Below are 16,837 nucleotides of genomic sequence, written 5' to 3'. Positions count from 1 at the left end.
ACAAAGGGCCTTTTTTTCCTATTATTCTCGCAACTTTTACCTTTTATTCACGTCTAATTTTTCATGGACAAGCCCGGAGTGAGAACGCATTCTTCCGGTAGCTGAAAAGAGATTTCGTACACCGAGGTGAAGCATGAAAAATTGGACGTCCCTGTTGTTTGTCGCCATCGCCATGCTGTTCCTGACGGCTGGGGCCGCTACCGCGCAAACGGTTACCCCTAAGCTCATCCTGGACGGCAAAGTATTGGAACCGGCCGAACCGCCGCAAATTATCGGCAATTTTACGATGGTTCCGGTTCGGATCGTGACGGAAAATCTCGGGTACACGGTCGATTACAACAAAGACACGAAGCAAGTCACCGTCAATAACGGCACGTCGGTCGTCGTTATGACGATCGGCAAGAAGACCGCGACGGTCGACGGAGCGGAACAAACGATGCTGGCTTCGCCGGTCGCCAAGTCGAACACGACGCTCATTCCGCTGCGTTTTACCGGCGAGGCGTTCGGTCTGCAAGTGTATTGGGACAACGTCGCCAAGTCCGCGTTTCTCTACAGCGCGAACGGCAGCGGCGGAACGACCGGAGAGGAACCGGCCGAATCGCCTCCTCCGGACGGAGGAACGGTCGGGGTGGTCGACCCCGATGACGGAACCGGCGCGGGGGAAGCGCCCGGCGATAACGCCGGCGGAAGCGAAACGCCGGGCGGAGAGAACGGAAACGGCGGCGGGACCGTGACGAATCCGTCCGCGAATACCGGCACGGTCAACGAAGTGCGGTTCGAAAACGAAGCCGTCATTTTTACATACGAAGGCATCCTTCAGCCCCGAATTTCTACGCTTACCGGTCCGGACCGGATTATCGTCGATATCCCGTATTCGGCATTCGGACCATCGTTTAGTCCCGGCTTTGCCGCCGATCCAAACGTTCAGGCCGGCGAGCTTGTCGTGGAAGGACACGCCGTATTGCAAAAAATCCGTTACTCCAAGTTTTCGGACGAACCGCCGACGCTGCGTTTCGTGCTCGATCTCAGTCAGGCATCCGGATTCGAAATGACGAACGATCTGACGAGCCGGCAATTGAAAATCGCGTTGACGTCGCCGTCCGTGCAGGCGCCTTCGGCGCCGGAGAAATCCGCATATACGATCGTGATCGATGCCGGTCACGGGGGCTCCGATCCCGGCGCTTCGAGCATTACGAAAAAAAGGGAAAAAGATTTCAACCTGTCGGTCGTGCTCAAGCTGCAAGCGCTGCTCGCGACGGAATCTCGGCTGAACGTCGTGCTGACCCGTTCGGACGATACGTACCCGACGCTGGCGGATCGGGCGAATTTGGCCAACTCGATCGGCGCCGATCTGTTCTTGTCCGTGCACGCCAACAGCAATTCGCCTTCCATCAACGGCAGCGAAACGTATTATACCCGCGCGGACAGCAAAGCGTTCGCCGAAGCGATTCATAAATACGCCGTTCCGGCGGGCGGGTTGAAGGATAACGGGCTGCGCACGGCCAATTATTATGTAACGCGGGAAACGAAAATGCCCGCAGTATTGTACGAGGCCGGGTACCTGTCCAACGCCTCCGACGAGGCGCAATTGTTCACGGAGGATTTTCAAAACAGGTTGGCGCAAGGGCTGGCTACCGCAATCAAAACGTATTTGAATCTGGCATAAGGGAGAAGAGACGATGGCGCTCGCGGCAAACGGGAAAAAATGGGTTACATTGATCGTCATGCTGGCGCTCGTATGGACGGGAGCGGTGGCGGCTAGCCCGTCCGCTTCGGCGGCAACGACGCCGTTCAGCGACGTCCCCTCGGGGCACTGGGCGGAGAAGCATATCGCCAAGCTGGCATTGCAAGGAATCGTGAAAGGCAACGAAGGCAAATTCGATTTGAACGGTTCGGTTACCCGTCAGGATGCGGTCATCATGGCGCTGCGATTGCTCGGATTGGAAAGCGAGGTCGACAGCGATAAAGTCGTTGCCTATCCGAGCACGTTCCAGGTGAGCAATTACGCTAGCTCGTATGTGGATTACGCATTTACGCAAGGACTCATCAATCGAAACGAAGAATACGCATTGGCGGAAAAAGAGTCCGGATCTTCCTGGGGAGCAACGCCGGCTACCCGCGAATGGATCGCGCGGCTCCTCGTGCGCGCGGTCGGCAAGGAAGCGGATGCCGCAGCGGCAAAGGACCGGGCGACAACGTTCAACGATAATTCCGCCATCGACACGTCCATGCTCGGCTACGTTAACGCTGCCGTAAGCCTGGGCCTGGTCAAGGGAACGGACGGCAACAAGTTCGATCCGAAAGGCAAGGTTTCCCGCGCGACGGCCGCGACCTTGATCAGCCGGGCCGAACCGTTGGTCGAAACGGCCTATCCCGGCCAGGCTTCGGGAATCTGGATCGGCATTTCGGCGGGTCAGCTCACGATGCTTCATGCGGACGGATCGATGACGACATATGCCGTTTCGGATAAAACGTTGTTCTCTCGCTTCGATTCGGAGAAGTTGACGTCCGTCGACAGCCTTACGCTGTACGGCAAGGCGCTCGTCATCGGCGACGGAGCCGGCGGCGCCGCTTACGTCGAGCAAACGGACGATACGCCCCAGGTCAAAACGGTCGAGGGCAAGCTGATCGTTGTCAATACGACGAAATATCAAGTTTCGCTGTTAAGCGGAGAAGAAGTGGCCACGTACGATTACGATCCGGAATTTCCGCCGGTCGTGACCGACGCGGAAAATAACGCCTTGCGGCTTGCCGATTTGCCGGCGGATGCAAATGTCAATCTGAGCATCGATGCCATTCGCCCGAACGGAAAAATCGTATCCATCTCGCTGGGCCAATCGACGGTCAACAAAAGCGGCCAAGGGACGGTCGTTTCGTGGGATGCGGCTAACCGGTCGCTGACCGTTAAAGACGAGACGACGGGAATTGCCGAGTCCCGTATGGCATCGGCCACCGCCAAATATCAGAAGGACGGCAATTATGTCGGCGCAGAAGTATTGAAAGTCGGCGACACGATTTCCTATGAGGTTTCGAACGGAGAAGTAACCTCGATCGTCATCACCAGTTCGCCTGTGGCCAGCACGATCGGCGGAACGATTTTTAAAGTCGATACGAGCGCCAAAACGATCCAGTACACGGAGACCGGAGACGACGAAGTCGTTCTCAAATTTTACGCCGACAACGTTGCGGTGAAAATCAACGGCTTGACGGATGCAACCGTCGCCGATCTGATGAGCGGCGACCTCGTGACGATGACGCTGAACGGGGAAGGCAAAGTGGCCTCCGTCGAAGTGAGCGACAGCACGGTCGTCAATATCGCCGGCGCGGTCGTCTCTTCTAACTATGACCCAGACTCAAAAGTTTTAACTGTCAAGGATAGTTCAGGAAATCCCAAAGCATTTTTTATTACTGATTCAACACGCTACTATATGGACGGCAACTTGATCGATGCCCAGGCCGCCGCCCTCATGCTCTATAAAAACAAAAAAATCGACATCGGCTATATCGACGATCGGGCCATCAAGATTACGTTTATCGCCAAGTATACGGGCACGGTGACCGCGAACAACACGACGACCAAAACGTTAACGCTGCAGCAATCCAACGGAACCTCGGTAACGATTCCGTACACGACGCCGATAGTCGAAATTTACGGTCAAACCTCGCCGACGTTTTCCAATATCGCGGTTGGCGACACGGTATCGGCCATTCTCAATGCGACGCAAGATTACGTATCGACGATCTACGTTCAACGGAAAGTCCAATTCGAAGTCGTTTCGGTCGATTCGGCGACGAACAAAATTGCGCTGAAATCCACTTCGGGCGTTACGAACGAGTGGACGCTCGGAACGGGCACGTCGTTCCTTGACGAGAACGGCAACGCGACCGGAATCGGCAAATTTGCCTCCGGATCGTTTGCAACCGTCACGATGCTCGGCAATACGCCGACCGTTCTCAAATATGTGCCGACCTTTTACGGCAAAGTGACGGCCGTCGATTCCGCAGCGGGCACGCTGCAAATTCAAACGAATTCCGGCGCCGTCGTATCGCAGTCCGTCGGAACGTCGCCAATCGTTTACAAGGATAGCGTCGTTCAATCCTCGCTTGCTTCCGTCCAAGTAAACGACCGCGTCGAAGTTCGCAAGGACGAGCAGGACCGCAACGTGGTAATGATCGTTCCCGGAGTCGCCAAAACGTTCTTCCGCTTCGACGGAAATCTTCTTTACTGGAAAGTAGCCTCCATCTCGGAAACGAACAATTTCGTCAGGCTTCATCCGCAAGCTTATCTTCACGACGCGAGCTCGACGCTGACGACGGGCAGCTTCATTAACGGCAACGCCATCACGATCTACACACTTCGCGGCCAAGCCGTCGAAGTAGTCAAGCAATAAATAGATAACTCGAATGCCAGCAAATCAGTTTAGCGGTCGGGTCCGGACAGCTCCGGGCTCGGCCGTTTTTCTTAGCGGTCGAACATTCGGCAACTGGACACTCGTTCATCGCTCGATGATCGTCGATAGCCTTTCGTAATTTGCCGCTCGATGATCGTCGTTTAATGTTTAATGTTTAATGTTTAATGTTTAATGTTTAATGTTCGCTTGTTCGATGTTCATTGTTCATTGTTCGTCCTTCTTCATTCAATATTCGTTGTTTGCCGTTCCGTCCGCTGTCCTCCGAATGCTATATTTTCTTTTCGCATGCTCTTATCCGTATCCCCTTGACTCAGAAAAAACGATCTTACTACCTCTATACTTCCTTAACTTCATTATTTATCTCATTCAATCCCCTTTAATTACCATAAATACCCCTTAGTTCCTTCCTTTTAATTTCGTGGGAAAGAGGGACTTATCGATACTGAGATGAGGAGGAAAAAAGGCGAAGCCAGGGAGGGACAAAAGGCGTAAAAATCTGCAAAAAGGCACAGTCATGGCTGTAATGGCTGTGTTCAAAGCAACGCCCGGTTACGATTTTAAATTGCGGTTTTGGACCTTTGATTCGAAAATTGCCTCAGCCTGCGATAACGAGCAGAAGCGTTAGAGCCCGTAAGCTTCGGATAGGTAACGGTCTTGAAGGCTGCGCAGTCCTTTAAGAGGCAGTCAAGGCGGGTATCGGTTTTTCGGTTTTGCATGTAGCAAAAATGATCCAGATAAGCCTGAAAGTGCTTGGAGCCAAGCATGCCGAATCGGCCCATAAGCCAACATTCAGCACGCCATCCCAGCCGCCTCAGATTTCTCTTGGAATCGCTTTGATTTGCGGGGGTGAAAAGCACGCAATTCGCGTTTTGATCGACATATTCGTCAATAAATAGTTTTTCGTCCCATCGAGAGGCCCGAAAAGCGTTAACGGATTTAGGCTGAATTTTGATTTTCAAATGTAAGGCGCGCTCTTCCGAATCCATCGATGCCCCGATAATAATGGGGTGTTCGTGTTCGTCTAGCGTTGCGAAGAAGTGCCGTTTTTCGCCATAAATGGCGCTCATGATATGCACGTTTCCGTTCAACAAAAATTCCGCGTCTCTCCGACTCATCGCGAAACGCAATTTGTGGCAAATCAGCCAGGCTGTTTTATATGTAACGCCAAGAATATCCCGCAGCGACATCGCATTAATCCCGCCGGGACGGCAATGAAGAAAAATTGCTTGAAACCATAACCGAAGCTCCGTTTTGCTTCCTTCCATAATCGTGCCCGCGATGAGGGAAGTCTGGCTGCGGCAAGATCTGCACTGATAAAGAGGGAGACGGCGAGTAGAAATAGTATAGGCGCTGGAATGACCGCACTTGGGACAGCGGAATCCGTTCGGCCATTTGAAGCGATACAAGGCGGCAATGCATTGATCCTCCGTGCGAAATTGTCGGCAAAATTGCTCGAAAGCCAGTTCTTCCTCCAACATGCTCTCATCGCTCCCTCCATTTTTTACAAACGGGAACAAATGTTCTGATTTAAATATACCAAACAAACGTTCTTGTTTCAAGGGTTAAATGGAATGAAAAGGTGTGAAAAATCGGCTTGATCGAGGCATGGAATATAAAAAATTTTTGCGCAGCGGCAAGTTCTGAAACAAGGGGATACGGATAAGCGTCAACTGTTTGAATATTGGTCCCCTTCGCTGAACGATGGGGATGCAGATAAGCGTCACCCGTTCGAATATTGGGCACCTCCCGCTGAACGATGGGGATACGGATAGGCGTTCAACCGTTCGGATACTGGCGCACGCCCTCTGAGCGAAGGGGATACGAATAAGCGGGGGGATGGGAAGGTATATCCGACTTGACACGCGATGCTTGTCGATCCGCCCAAGTTCCGGTACACTTTCTTTATGAAAATGAACGTCGCTTTTCACGTGAAGAAGGAGCCAGTTGCATGAATGCCGCTAAAATGAGACACATTCTGGACGTCATCGCGGAGATGTTCCCGGACGCGCACTGCGAGCTGAATCACCGCAACCCGTTCGAATTGACGATCGCGGTGCTGCTTTCCGCCCAATGTACGGATGAAACGGTGAATAAAGTCACGTCGACGCTGTTCGAAAAATATCGTAATCCGGAAGACTATTTGAGCGTTCCGTTGGAAGAGCTGGAAAACGATATTCGCCGCATCGGGCTTTTCCGCAACAAGGCGGCCAACATACAGAAGCTTTGCCGGCTGCTGATCGACCGTTTCGGCGGGGAGGTACCGAGCGACCACGAGTCGTTGACGCAATTGCCCGGAGTCGGGCGGAAAACGGCGAATGTCGTGGTGTCCAACGCCTTCGGCGTTCCGGCTATCGCCGTGGACACCCACGTGGAACGCGTCTCCAAACGGCTGGCCGTGGCCAAGCCGGACGATTCGGTGCTGGAGGTCGAAAAGAAACTGATGAAGCTGGTGCCGCGGGAGGAATGGACGCTCACTCACCATCGGCTAATCTTTTTCGGAAGATATCATTGCAAGGCGCAAAATCCGCAGTGCGATGTTTGCGCTTTGCTTGACGTTTGCCCGGACGGGAAAAAGAGAATGAAAGAACGCAGCCGCAAGACGCCGGCCAAAGGGCAGCGCAAACCGGCAGCCGCAGCCAAGAAAGCGCAAGGAGGCGAGGCCCTGTGAACGGAATAAGCGAACGCGTGTATGCGGATATTTTGCGAGAAATGGCCGACAAAGCGGCGGCCGGCGGGGACCCTCTTTTAAAGGAAAAATATGACGAGTTGGCGAAAAAGGCGGCGCAGGGGAACGTTACGCTTGCGTTTTGCGGCCATTTTTCGGCGGGGAAGTCGACGCTCGTCAACGCCCTGTGCGGAGAGCGGCTGCTTCCGTCCTCGCCGATTCCGACGAGCGCGAACGTCGTGACGATCGCCAACGGGAAGCCCGCGGCGCGCGTCGTTTTTCGCGCGGCCGACGGCTCGGTGACCGCGAAGCCGGAGCTGCCGGTGGAACGGCTGAAGGATCTCGCGATCGACGGAGAAGGGGTGGCGTCGATCGACGTCACGTATCCGATTCCGCTGCTGGGCGATCATATGGCGTTCGTCGACACGCCGGGGGTCGACTCGACCGACGGCGCGCACCGGGCGGCAACCGAATCGGCCCTTCACCTGGCCGATGTGGTGTTTTTCGTCACGGACTATAACCATGTGTTGTCGGAAGTGAATTTTCGTTTTTTGCGAACCTTGCATCGGTGGGGAAAGCCGACCTACCTGATCGTCAACCAGGTCGACAAGCATCGGGAACGGGAAGTGGCCTTCCGCTCGTTCCGCGAAGGGGTGCTGCAGGCGCTTGCGAATTGGCGGATCGAAACGGCCGGCGTCCTGTTTTTGTCCTTGCGGGAGCCCGATCATCCGTTGTCGCAATGGAACGAACTGATTCGCGTGATCGAAGGCCTGAAGCCGCTTCGCGAGGAGCTGCTGCTGCAGAGCGCGGACCGCTCCGCCCGGCATCTGGCGGAACAGTTTCGCGAGAACGCAAGGCAGCGGCATCTCATCGAGCGGGAATCGCTTCTGGAGCGTTTGGGCGGGGAGGAAGGCGCGCGGCTCGTCGCGAAAAGACGCGAGGAGCTCGAGCTGAAGCTTTCGTCTTTGCGGGCGGAAACGGAAAAGCGCAGGGACTTGTTCAGAAGCGAACTGGATAAACTGCTGAGCAATGCGAATCTGACGCCCGCGGAAACGCGGGAAAAGGCGCGTCTCGCGCTGGAAAGCATGCAGCAAGGCTTTAAGGCGGGCTGGTTCGCCGGCGCCGCGAAGACGGAAGCGGAACGGCAGCGCCGATGGAACGAGCTGGCGGCCGATTTCAATTCGCAGCTCGGGGCGAATTTGCTCGGCCATGTGCGCGATTTGCTGCGCAAGGAAGCGAAGCTTGCCGGAAGGGAAGGCGCGGCGCTCGAAGCCGAGCTCGCGGCTGCTTTTCCGGAAGCGACCGCCGAATGGATGCGGGAGCGGGTGAAGCCCGGCGCCGGGGCGGACGGCCAGGCGACGCTGCACTTTGCCGCCGAATTGAGCTCCGAGCGGAAGGCGTCCGTTCGCAAGGAGGCGCTGCGGTTTTACGGCGGGCTGGAAGAGGCGCGGGAGCCGCGGCGGCTGGCGGCGGAACGGGAAGCCATGCGCGAAATCGAAGCGCTGGCGCAGCAGGAGCAGTGGGCAAGGCGACTCGAGGAGCTGGCGGGGCAGGAACGGGAAGCGGAAGCGGAGCTGCTGGCGATGCTGCCCGAACCGAGCGCGCTTGCGCCCGGATTGCTGCCCCGGCCGGAGGCACCCGATCCGGCGGAAAGCGCGGCGAACCTGCAAGCGGCGGACGAAGGAAGCGCCGCGGCGAACGGGCCGGGAGCGAATGCCGAGGCTCCGCCGGGGCATGAAGCTGGACCGGCGCGGCCGACAGGGCAGGCGGATGAAGGAGCCGTCGGCGAGACCGGCGGAGACGCCTTGAGCGGGGCGAAGGAAGCGGCGGCGCTGCTTGCCGCCGCCGCCGAGCTGCTGGAGCCGCTCCCGCCGCTGCGCAAACAGGCGGCGAGCCTGCGCGCGAAGGCGGAGCGCTTCCGCGAGAGCCGGTTTACGATCGCGCTGTTCGGCGCGTTCAGCGCGGGCAAATCGTCTTTCGCGAACAGTCTCGTCGGCCTGCCCGCGCTGCCGGTTTCGCCGAATCCGACGACGGCGACGATCAACCGCATCGTCCCGCCGGCCGAGTCGTTTCCTCACGGCACGGCGCGAATCCGGATGAAGTCCGCCGAGGATATGCTGGACGACATCCGCCATTCGCTTCATCGGCTCGGCGTCGCGGAGCCGGATATCGCGGCAGCCGGAGACGATGCGGGAGCGCTGCTCGCGCTGGCGAGCCGAATGTCGCCGGATGAGCTCCATCCGCGCGGGCGGCCGCACCTTGCGTTTCTGAACGCGGCTGCTGCCGGATGGCCGCGCTACGGGGCGCTGCTCGGCCGTGAGCTGAAGGTCGCCGAAGAGGAGTATCGCCGGTACGTGGCCGAAGAGGAGGCTTCGTGCTTCGTCGCGTCGGTCGATTTGCACATCGACGCGCCTCTCACCCGCAGCGGCGCGGTGCTGGTGGATACGCCGGGGGCGGACTCCATCAACGCGCGCCATACGGGCGTCTCGTTTCAATATATAAAAGACGCCGATGCCGTTCTTTTCGTCACGTATTACAATCATGCGTTCACGGAGGCGGACCGCGGCTTTTTGAATCAGCTGGGCAGCGTCAAGGACGCATTCGAGCTGGATAAAATGTTTTTTATCGTCAACGCGGCCGATTTGGCGGCTTCCGAGGAGGAGCTGCAGGCCGTCCTCGGCCACGTGGAGGCGCAACTGCTCAAGCACGGCATTCGCAAGCCGCGGCTGTTCCCCGTCTCCAGCCTGAAAGGGCTGGAGGCGAAGCTGTCGCGCTCGGACGAAGGCATGCGTTCCTCCGGCCTCGCCGCGTTCGAGACGGCGTTTCACCGTTTCTCGCGGGAAGAGCTCGGCGGTCTTGCGGTTCAGGCCGCGCACAAGGAGCTCGACCGGATCGATTCGCTTATGGCCCGGATCGTCCGGTCGGCGAGCGAGGACGCGGCGGCACGGCAAGCCCGCGGCCGGAAAATGCTGGAGGAGGCATCCGACCTTAAAGCTCGGCTGCTTCGCTCGATGAACGATACGGCCGTCCAGCCGCTCGTCCAGGAGACGAACGATCAGCTGTACCATTTGCGCCAGCGGGTGCGGTACCGGTTCAACGATTTTTTTGCCGCGGCGTTTCATCCGTCGGTTTTGCAGGATGACGGCCGCGACCTGAAAAAGATGCTGCTCGCTTGCTGGGCGGATTTGAAGCGCAGCGTAGGGGAGGACCTGCTTCAGGAAATGCGCGCGGCGGGGCTGCGTTTGGAAGGAACGCTGCACAAGCGCATTTCGGAAAGGGTGGCCGAGGAAGCCGCCCGCGCCGATCTGGACGGATTTTCGCCGGAGCAGCCGCCGAAGCCCGAATTGACGCTGCCGATGGCCGATCCGCTGGAGGCGGCTCAGGCGCCCGACAGCCGCCGGCTGTGGAACGCGTTCCGCAACCCGAAGCATTTTTTCGAGAAGGATGGCCGGACTGCGCTTCGTTCCGAGCTGGAAAAAGAGCTCTTCGAAGCGGCGGACCGGGCGCTCGCCGAAACGAAGGAGCTGTGGAGCGCAAAGGTGGAGGAGGCGTTTGGCGCTTCCCTGCTGGCGGCGGCGGACGGAGCGGTCGCCGAGGTCGCGGCGTTCGCGGAGGGAATCGAGCAAGCGCTCGGGGAGCCGGGCGAGGAGCGGATGTGGGCGGAAATTCAACAAAAATGGGCCGTCCTGCGATCGGCAAAATAGGGCGGCCTCGGCCAAAGGAACGGGGTGCGCATAATCAGGCTTCTTCCCGAAAATAACGATCGGGAAGGGGCCTTTTCTTTCGTTTTCGGCATTTTGCACCCGCTTTCACATCAAACAGGGGATATCGTGGCTTAAATCCGATCATATGGGAGATTTTAACTCGTTCCGGGCCGCTCAGCCGCGTTCGTTCCGGCTTGCGGACGATATTCCCCTTTTCTGCCGTTTGAAGGGGTGTGACGATCCTGTTACACTTCCGAGGTAACGACCAACAGGGAGGTCAGTCGACAATTGGATATTTTCCGAGGTTTAAAGGCGTATTTTTGGCAGGACAAAGGATTTCTCGCAGGATCGGTGCTGGGCTTGGCATTCGCTACCGCGCTCGGACTCGTGTATCCGCTTTTGCTGGGCGTATTGATCGACGACATGATCGTCGTCGGGCAATACGACGGGCTGGTGGGACTTGCCCTGGGGGCGGTCGGCCTTGTCGTCCTCAAGGCGTCTTTTCAGTACGTTCACGGGTTCAGCGGAGGCAGGCTCGGCAACAGACTGGCATACCGACTGCGCAATGCGAGCTACGAAAAACTGCAAAAGCTTTCCTTCTCGTTTTACGATTCCGCCAGAACCGGGGATTTGATGTCCCGCTTGACGGCGGATATCGAAGGGATCCGCAACTTTATCGGTTTCGGCTTCGCGCAATTGCTCAATACGTTTTTCCTGCTCGTATTCGGATTCATCATGATGGCAATTATCGATTGGCCCCTGACGTTATTGATTCTCGCGCTCATTCCGGTCATCGGCTTCGTCGCGATCCGGTTCGAACAGCAGATCCATCCGGTATTTCGTTCGATCCGCGCGGCCATCAGCAGCCTGACCGTCAGCGTTCAGGAAAACATTATGGGCGTTCGCACCGTCAAATCGTTTGCGAGCGAAGACCATGAAATGAAAAAGTTTTCGACCGGCAACGAAAAATACCGGGACAACCATTTGCATCTTGCCGGCGTATGGGCGAAATATTTTCCGATTATCGAATTTCTCGCCAATATTTGCGTGGCCGTGCTCATTCTGGTCGGCGGCCTTCGGGTCATCTACGGGGCGATGACGCTCGGCGACCTGATTTCGATGAATTTCATGCTCGGCATGATCGTGGCGCCCTTATGGAACCTTGGCTTCCAAATCAACAACTATACGCAATCGAAGGCGGCCGGGGAGCGTCTTTTGGAGCTGCTTCATAAGCCTTTCGCGATTCGCGACAACGACCACCCGGTCCGGCTGGAAGGAGACGCCGTCAAAGGGCACATCCGCTACCAGAAAGTCAGCTTCCGGTATCCGAATCACGATCACCAGCCGGCCGCGCTGATCGACTTCAATCTCGACGCGCCTCCGGGCTCCGTCATCGGGTTCCTGGGCGGAACCGGTTCCGGCAAATCCACGATCGTCCAACTGCTCCTGCGCGCGTACGACGTCGGGGAAGGGGCGGTCACGCTGGACGGCGTCGACGTTCGCGACTGGGAGCTCGAAACGCTGCGGAAGCAGACCGCGATCGTCTTTCAGGAAACGTTTTTGTTTTCGACGACGATCAAGGAAAACCTCTCCTACGGGCGCTCGGACGCGTCGATGGAGGAAATCGTCGAAGCCGCGAAGCTGGCCCAGGCGCACGATTTCATCATGGAGCTGCCGGACGGCTACGACACGATCGTCGGCGAGCGCGGCATGGGGCTTTCCGGCGGCCAGAAGCAGCGGATCGCCATCGCCCGCGCGCTGCTCGTAAGGCCCAAGGTGCTGATCCTCGACGATTCGACGAGCGCGCTCGACATGGAAACCGAGCATCAAATCCAGCTCGCGCTGCGCAAGGTGATGGCCGGCCGGACGACGTTCGTCATCGCCCACCGCATTTCCTCCCTGCGGAACGCGGACGAAATCGTCGTGCTGGATCGCGGCCGCGTCGTGCAGCGCGGCAAGCACGAGCAGCTGATCCGCGTGCCGGGGCTTTACCGGGAGACGTACCGCATCCAGTATGCGGATCGGCCCGAAGAGACGGAGAACGCCTCCGAGAATACGAGGAGGGTGACGGGATGAGCCGGCAGTTTTTATACCAGGACGACGTACTCATTGAAAAATCGTTCAACTGGAAGCAAATGGGGCGTTTGTTCACGTTCGTCAAGCCATACCGAAAGGAAGTGATCCGGGTCGCCTTCGTCATGACGGTGTTCGGCATGCTGACCCGGCTCGCGATACCGCTGGTCATCAGCTTCGCGATCGACAAGGCGCTCGACGTCACGGGCAACGGAGGCCGCATTCCGCTGCTGTATATTCTGGTCGCGACGATGCTCGTCCTTTACGGGCTTCGGTGGTGGGCGCAACAATATACGATACGCCGCACGAACGAAATCGGTCAAAAAGTGATTTTCGATCTTCGGGAAACGCTGTTCAAGCATATTCAAAATCTTTCGTTCCGGTTTTTCGATAAACGGCCGGCCGGTTCGGTGCTCGTCCGGGTGACGAACGACGTCAACTCGCTGCAGGATTTGTTCAGCAACGGCGTCGTCAACTCGGTCATCGACATCGTCCAGCTTTGCGGCATTACCGTCATTTTGCTCGTGCTCGAACCGAAGCTCGGCCTTGCGGTCATGATCACGGTTCCGCTCATGTTCATCGTGTCTTCCTCGCTGCGCAAGCGGATGCGCTTCGCCTGGCAGACGGTGCGGATCAAGCAGTCCCGGATCAACTCGCACTTGAACGAAAGCATTCAGGGGATTCGCGTGACGCAGGCGTTCGCCCAAGCGCAGGAAAATACCGAATTTTTCGAAGGGATGAACAACAGCAGCATTCGTTCCTGGAACCGGGCATCGGCGCTCAACCAGCTGTTCGGCCCGATCATCGAAGTGACGTCCGCCGTCGGAACGCTCATCCTGCTGTTGTACGGCACGCATTTGATTCGAACCGACGCAATCACGGTCGGGGTTCTGGTCGCCTTTTTTTCCTACGTAAGCAACTTTTGGGAGCCGATTACGCGGCTCGGGCAAATGTACTCGCAATTGCTGATCGCGATGTCTTCCGCGGAGCGGATTTTCGAGTACTTGGACGAAAAGCCGGTCGTCGCGGAACGTCCGGACGCCCGCGAGCTGCCTGCGGTAACGGGCCATGTCCGGTTCGACCAGGTGGAGTTCGGCTACGAAGCGGACCGGCCGGCCTTGCGAAGCATCGATCTCGACATCAAGCCGGGCATGACGGTCGCGCTCGTCGGCCATACCGGCTCGGGCAAGAGTACGATCGTCAATCTGCTTTGCCGATTTTACGACACGGTGAAGGGCCGGGTGCTGATCGACGGAATCGACGTCCGGGACGTCAAGCTCGACGACCTTCGCTCGCAAATCGGCATCGTCATGCAGGATACGTTCATCTTCTCGGGCACGATTCGCGACAACATCCGCTACGGCCGTCCGGACGCGACGGACGCCGAGGTCGAAGCGGCGGCGCGCTCGGTGCGCGCGCACGACTTTATCGCGAACCTGCCCGACGGCTACGATACGGAAGTGCAGGAACGCGGCAGCGCCTTGTCGATGGGGCAGCGCCAGCTGCTGTCATTCGCGCGGGCGCTGCTCGCCGACCCGCGCATCCTGATCTTGGACGAAGCGACGGCCAGCATCGACACGGAGACGGAGCTTCGCATCCAGGAAGCGCTCGGCACGCTGCTGGAAGGGCGCACGTCATTCATCGTCGCGCACCGGCTGTCGACGATCCGCCATGCGGACCTGATCGTCGTGCTGGACCACGGCGTGATCGTCGAGCAGGGCAATCACGAGCAGTTGATGCGCCACGGCGGCCATTATCGCGGCCTGATCGACGCGCAGTACCGATTTTTGTCCGCTTGACCTTGACCGTTAGGGTTCAAGATGAAACGAAGCCTCGCCTTTTGCGGCTCGGATGCTGCAAAGGGCGAGGTTTTTTTGCCGCGGCGCGACTTGGAATAGGATATTCATACCAAAAAAATAGTAGAAAGGTCGCGAATCTAGTGTTACAATTTTCTGGTTGAGCTAGAAAAAGGGAGAGATAAGTCGAATGAGTAAAGTGAAACGGGTGCTCGCCGCCGCCATGCTGTCGGCCGCCGTTATCGGGCTTGCCCCCGCCGTGTCTTCGGCGGCGGACGAGCAGCGAATTGTCGATGTCGCAGGCAACGCGCTGCTTATGGAGGACGGCTCGCTATGGATCGACAATTTGATGGGGCCGGTCCGACACAAGCTCGATTTGACGGAGATTGCCGGCATGGACGGGTACGGTTACGGTTTGACGAAGAATGGCGAACTCGTCACGTGGGCGAGCATCGGCAAGCCGGAGATCGATCCCGACCTGACGGGCATCAAGCAGTTGAACGCTCGCGGATTCGCGCTGAAAAGCGACGGCACCGTCTGGAGCGGCGCCGGCAAAATCGACGGCATGACGGGGGTCGTCCGAATTTCCGAAGACAACGGGCTTGCGGCTCTTACCGAGGATGGGCGCCTGCTCGGCGTCGGCGCGAAAAATTTGAAAGCGACGGTCCCGAATCCGCAAAACGTATCCATGATCGCCAGCGCGGGGGATCGTGCGGCGGTCCTCGACAACGACGGGGAAATCACGCTGTATGAAGGGTTTAATTTCGGCGCGGACACGTTCGAGCTGATTCCGACGAAGCTGGCCGCTCCGGCTGCGGCGCATGTCGCTTATGCCGCCAACGACATTCTGATCGTCACGCTGAAGGACGGAACGGTGTGGACGAACGGGGCGTACCAGGAACGGTACAAGCTGACCAAACAGATCGAAGGCATCGGACAAGCCGAAATGACCGTTCCGTACGGAGACGAAGAGCAATTTTCCTTTTACGCGAAGCGGACGGACGGCACATGGGTCCGTTACGAGAACGGCGAAATCGGCGAATTGAAATCTCCTTACGTCGCGTCGATCGAAGTCAACGTTTCGCAATCGGCCGTTCTCGTCGGGGATGCGGTCAAAATCGACATCGCCGAGAAATATTCCAACGGCGCGTTAAAGAAAATACCGCTGTCCGAAGCGAACGTGGCCATCGACAAGCCATACCTTTTGAAAATACAGCCCGACGGCACGCTGAAGGCGCTCGGGGTAGGCGAAGCGAAAGTCACCGTAACTTCGGGCAGCGCCTCTAAAACGGTGTCCGTGTCGATCGGCGGAAAGAGCGCCTTGCAATTTTCCGTCGTGAAAGACGGCATCGTCTATTTGCCGGTCCAATCGACGTTTAAAGCGCTCGGCGGCACGAGCGCCTATGCGGCAACCAGCAAAACGTTCTCCATACGGGTCGGAGACACTCCCGTCACGTTGACGCTTGGCAGCACGACCGCCGCCGTAAACGGGAAAAAAATCAGTCTCAAGGCGGCACCGAGAACGGAAAACGGCATGGCCGTGTTTCCGGCCCATTTGCTCGCGGACGCGTTCGGCGCCAAAACGGCCTGGGACTCCAAGCTGAAGCAGGCGACCGTTTCGTTCGGCCAAGCAAGCTTGACCGTCGTTTCGGCCGAAACGGCGGGAATCGTGAAGAAGGCCGCTCAAGGCAGCCTTTCCCGGTTTATCGGCCGCACGTATTGGGTGAATTATTTTCAACAGTGGGACCGTTTCATGAAGGTAACGGTAGCGGATATCGTCCCTGACGATACGGGATATTTCAGCATCGTATTCAAGAGCGCGTCGGGTAAGTCGTATACGTCGTACGCGATGCCTGCTTCCAACGTCGAAGATCTGTTTGCGGACAGCTATTATTTTTTGAATTACGATCCGTATAAAAAATACAACTGGTCGCAAGCGGTCTGGACGCAGATCAAGTCGGGCCAGATTTCCGCGGGCATGACGAAGGAGCAGGTCCTGCTCTCCTGGGGAACGCCCGTCACGAAGAGTACCGTGACCGGCAGCGGCACGACGGTCGAAACGTGGGGCTACCCGAGCTTCAACTTCGTTTCGTTTGTCAACGGCAAGGTGACGTTGATCGTCAATTAAGGAAAATCCGAGATCAAACAAGGAAAAGCTGAAACTGTCGCGGCCCGTCGGCGAACGAT

8 protein-coding genes are annotated in these 16,837 nt (G+C 57.6%); 7 read left to right on the top strand and 1 reads right to left on the bottom strand.

Annotation, left to right across the window (positions count from 1 at the left end; translation table 11 throughout):
* The first annotated feature begins 133 nt into the window (after window positions 1–133).
* The gene (locus B7E11_RS24725) at window positions 134–1,666 is read left to right on the top strand and encodes an N-acetylmuramoyl-L-alanine amidase (RefSeq protein ID WP_080839802.1); all 1,533 of its coding nucleotides are present in this window, start codon (window positions 134–136) and stop codon (window positions 1,664–1,666) included.
* Between the two features lie 13 nt (window positions 1,667–1,679).
* On the top strand, window positions 1,680–4,391 hold the full coding sequence (locus B7E11_RS24720; protein WP_080839800.1) for an S-layer homology domain-containing protein: 2,712 nt from the start codon (window positions 1,680–1,682) through the stop codon (window positions 4,389–4,391).
* 578 nt (window positions 4,392–4,969) lie between these two features.
* On the opposite strand, the gene B7E11_RS24715 is transcribed toward B7E11_RS24720, so the two are convergent.
* Window positions 4,970–5,890: a transposase gene (locus B7E11_RS24715; protein ID WP_080839798.1), complete on the bottom strand. Its 921-nt coding sequence runs from the start codon at window positions 5,888–5,890 to the stop codon at window positions 4,970–4,972.
* A 470-nt stretch (window positions 5,891–6,360) separates the two neighbouring features.
* Here B7E11_RS24715 and nth point away from each other — a divergent pair, with 470 nt between their 5' ends.
* The 5 genes from nth to B7E11_RS24690 all read left to right on the top strand — a co-directional run bounded on the left by nth (window position 6,361) and on the right by B7E11_RS24690 (window position 16,778).
* On the top strand, window positions 6,361–7,080 hold the full coding sequence (gene nth / locus B7E11_RS24710; protein WP_080839796.1) for an endonuclease III: 720 nt from the start codon (window positions 6,361–6,363) through the stop codon (window positions 7,078–7,080).
* Entirely contained in the window at window positions 7,077–10,781 is a 3,705-nt protein-coding gene (locus B7E11_RS24705; RefSeq protein ID WP_080839794.1) for a dynamin family protein, read from the top strand. Before nth ends, B7E11_RS24705 begins: the two co-directional genes overlap by 4 nt.
* A 288-nt stretch (window positions 10,782–11,069) precedes the next feature.
* Window positions 11,070–12,857, top strand: a complete 1,788-nt coding sequence (locus tag B7E11_RS24700; protein WP_080839793.1) for an ABC transporter ATP-binding protein — start codon at window positions 11,070–11,072, stop codon at window positions 12,855–12,857.
* Window positions 12,854–14,653, top strand: coding sequence for an ABC transporter ATP-binding protein (locus B7E11_RS24695; protein ID WP_080839791.1), 1,800 nt, complete (start codon window positions 12,854–12,856; stop codon window positions 14,651–14,653). The genes B7E11_RS24700 and B7E11_RS24695 overlap by 4 nt, the downstream gene beginning before the upstream one ends.
* A gap of 187 nt (window positions 14,654–14,840) precedes the next feature.
* Window positions 14,841–16,778, top strand: coding sequence for a stalk domain-containing protein (locus B7E11_RS24690; RefSeq protein WP_080839789.1), 1,938 nt, complete (start codon window positions 14,841–14,843; stop codon window positions 16,776–16,778).
* Window positions 16,779–16,837 lie beyond the last annotated feature (59 nt).

This window comes from Cohnella massiliensis, assembly GCF_900169535.1.
GTDB classification, from domain to species: domain Bacteria; phylum Bacillota; class Bacilli; order Paenibacillales; family Paenibacillaceae; genus Cohnella; species Cohnella algarum.
This window is presented reverse-complemented; position numbering and strand designations above follow the sequence as displayed.

Bases quoted from the DNA above. Each gene is read 5' to 3' on its own strand.
- B7E11_RS24725 (WP_080839802.1), top strand. From the start codon at position 134: ATGAAAAATTGGACGTCCCTGTTGTTTGTCGCCATCGCCATGCTGTTC.
- B7E11_RS24720 (WP_080839800.1), top strand. From the start codon at position 1,680: ATGGCGCTCGCGGCAAACGGGAAAAAATGGGTTACATTGATCGTCATG.
- B7E11_RS24715 (WP_080839798.1), bottom strand. From the start codon at position 5,890: ATGTTGGAGGAAGAACTGGCTTTCGAGCAATTTTGCCGACAATTTCGC.
- nth (WP_080839796.1), top strand. From the start codon at position 6,361: ATGAATGCCGCTAAAATGAGACACATTCTGGACGTCATCGCGGAGATG.
- B7E11_RS24695 (WP_080839791.1), top strand. From the start codon at position 12,854: ATGAGCCGGCAGTTTTTATACCAGGACGACGTACTCATTGAAAAATCG.
- B7E11_RS24690 (WP_080839789.1), top strand. From the start codon at position 14,841: ATGAGTAAAGTGAAACGGGTGCTCGCCGCCGCCATGCTGTCGGCCGCC.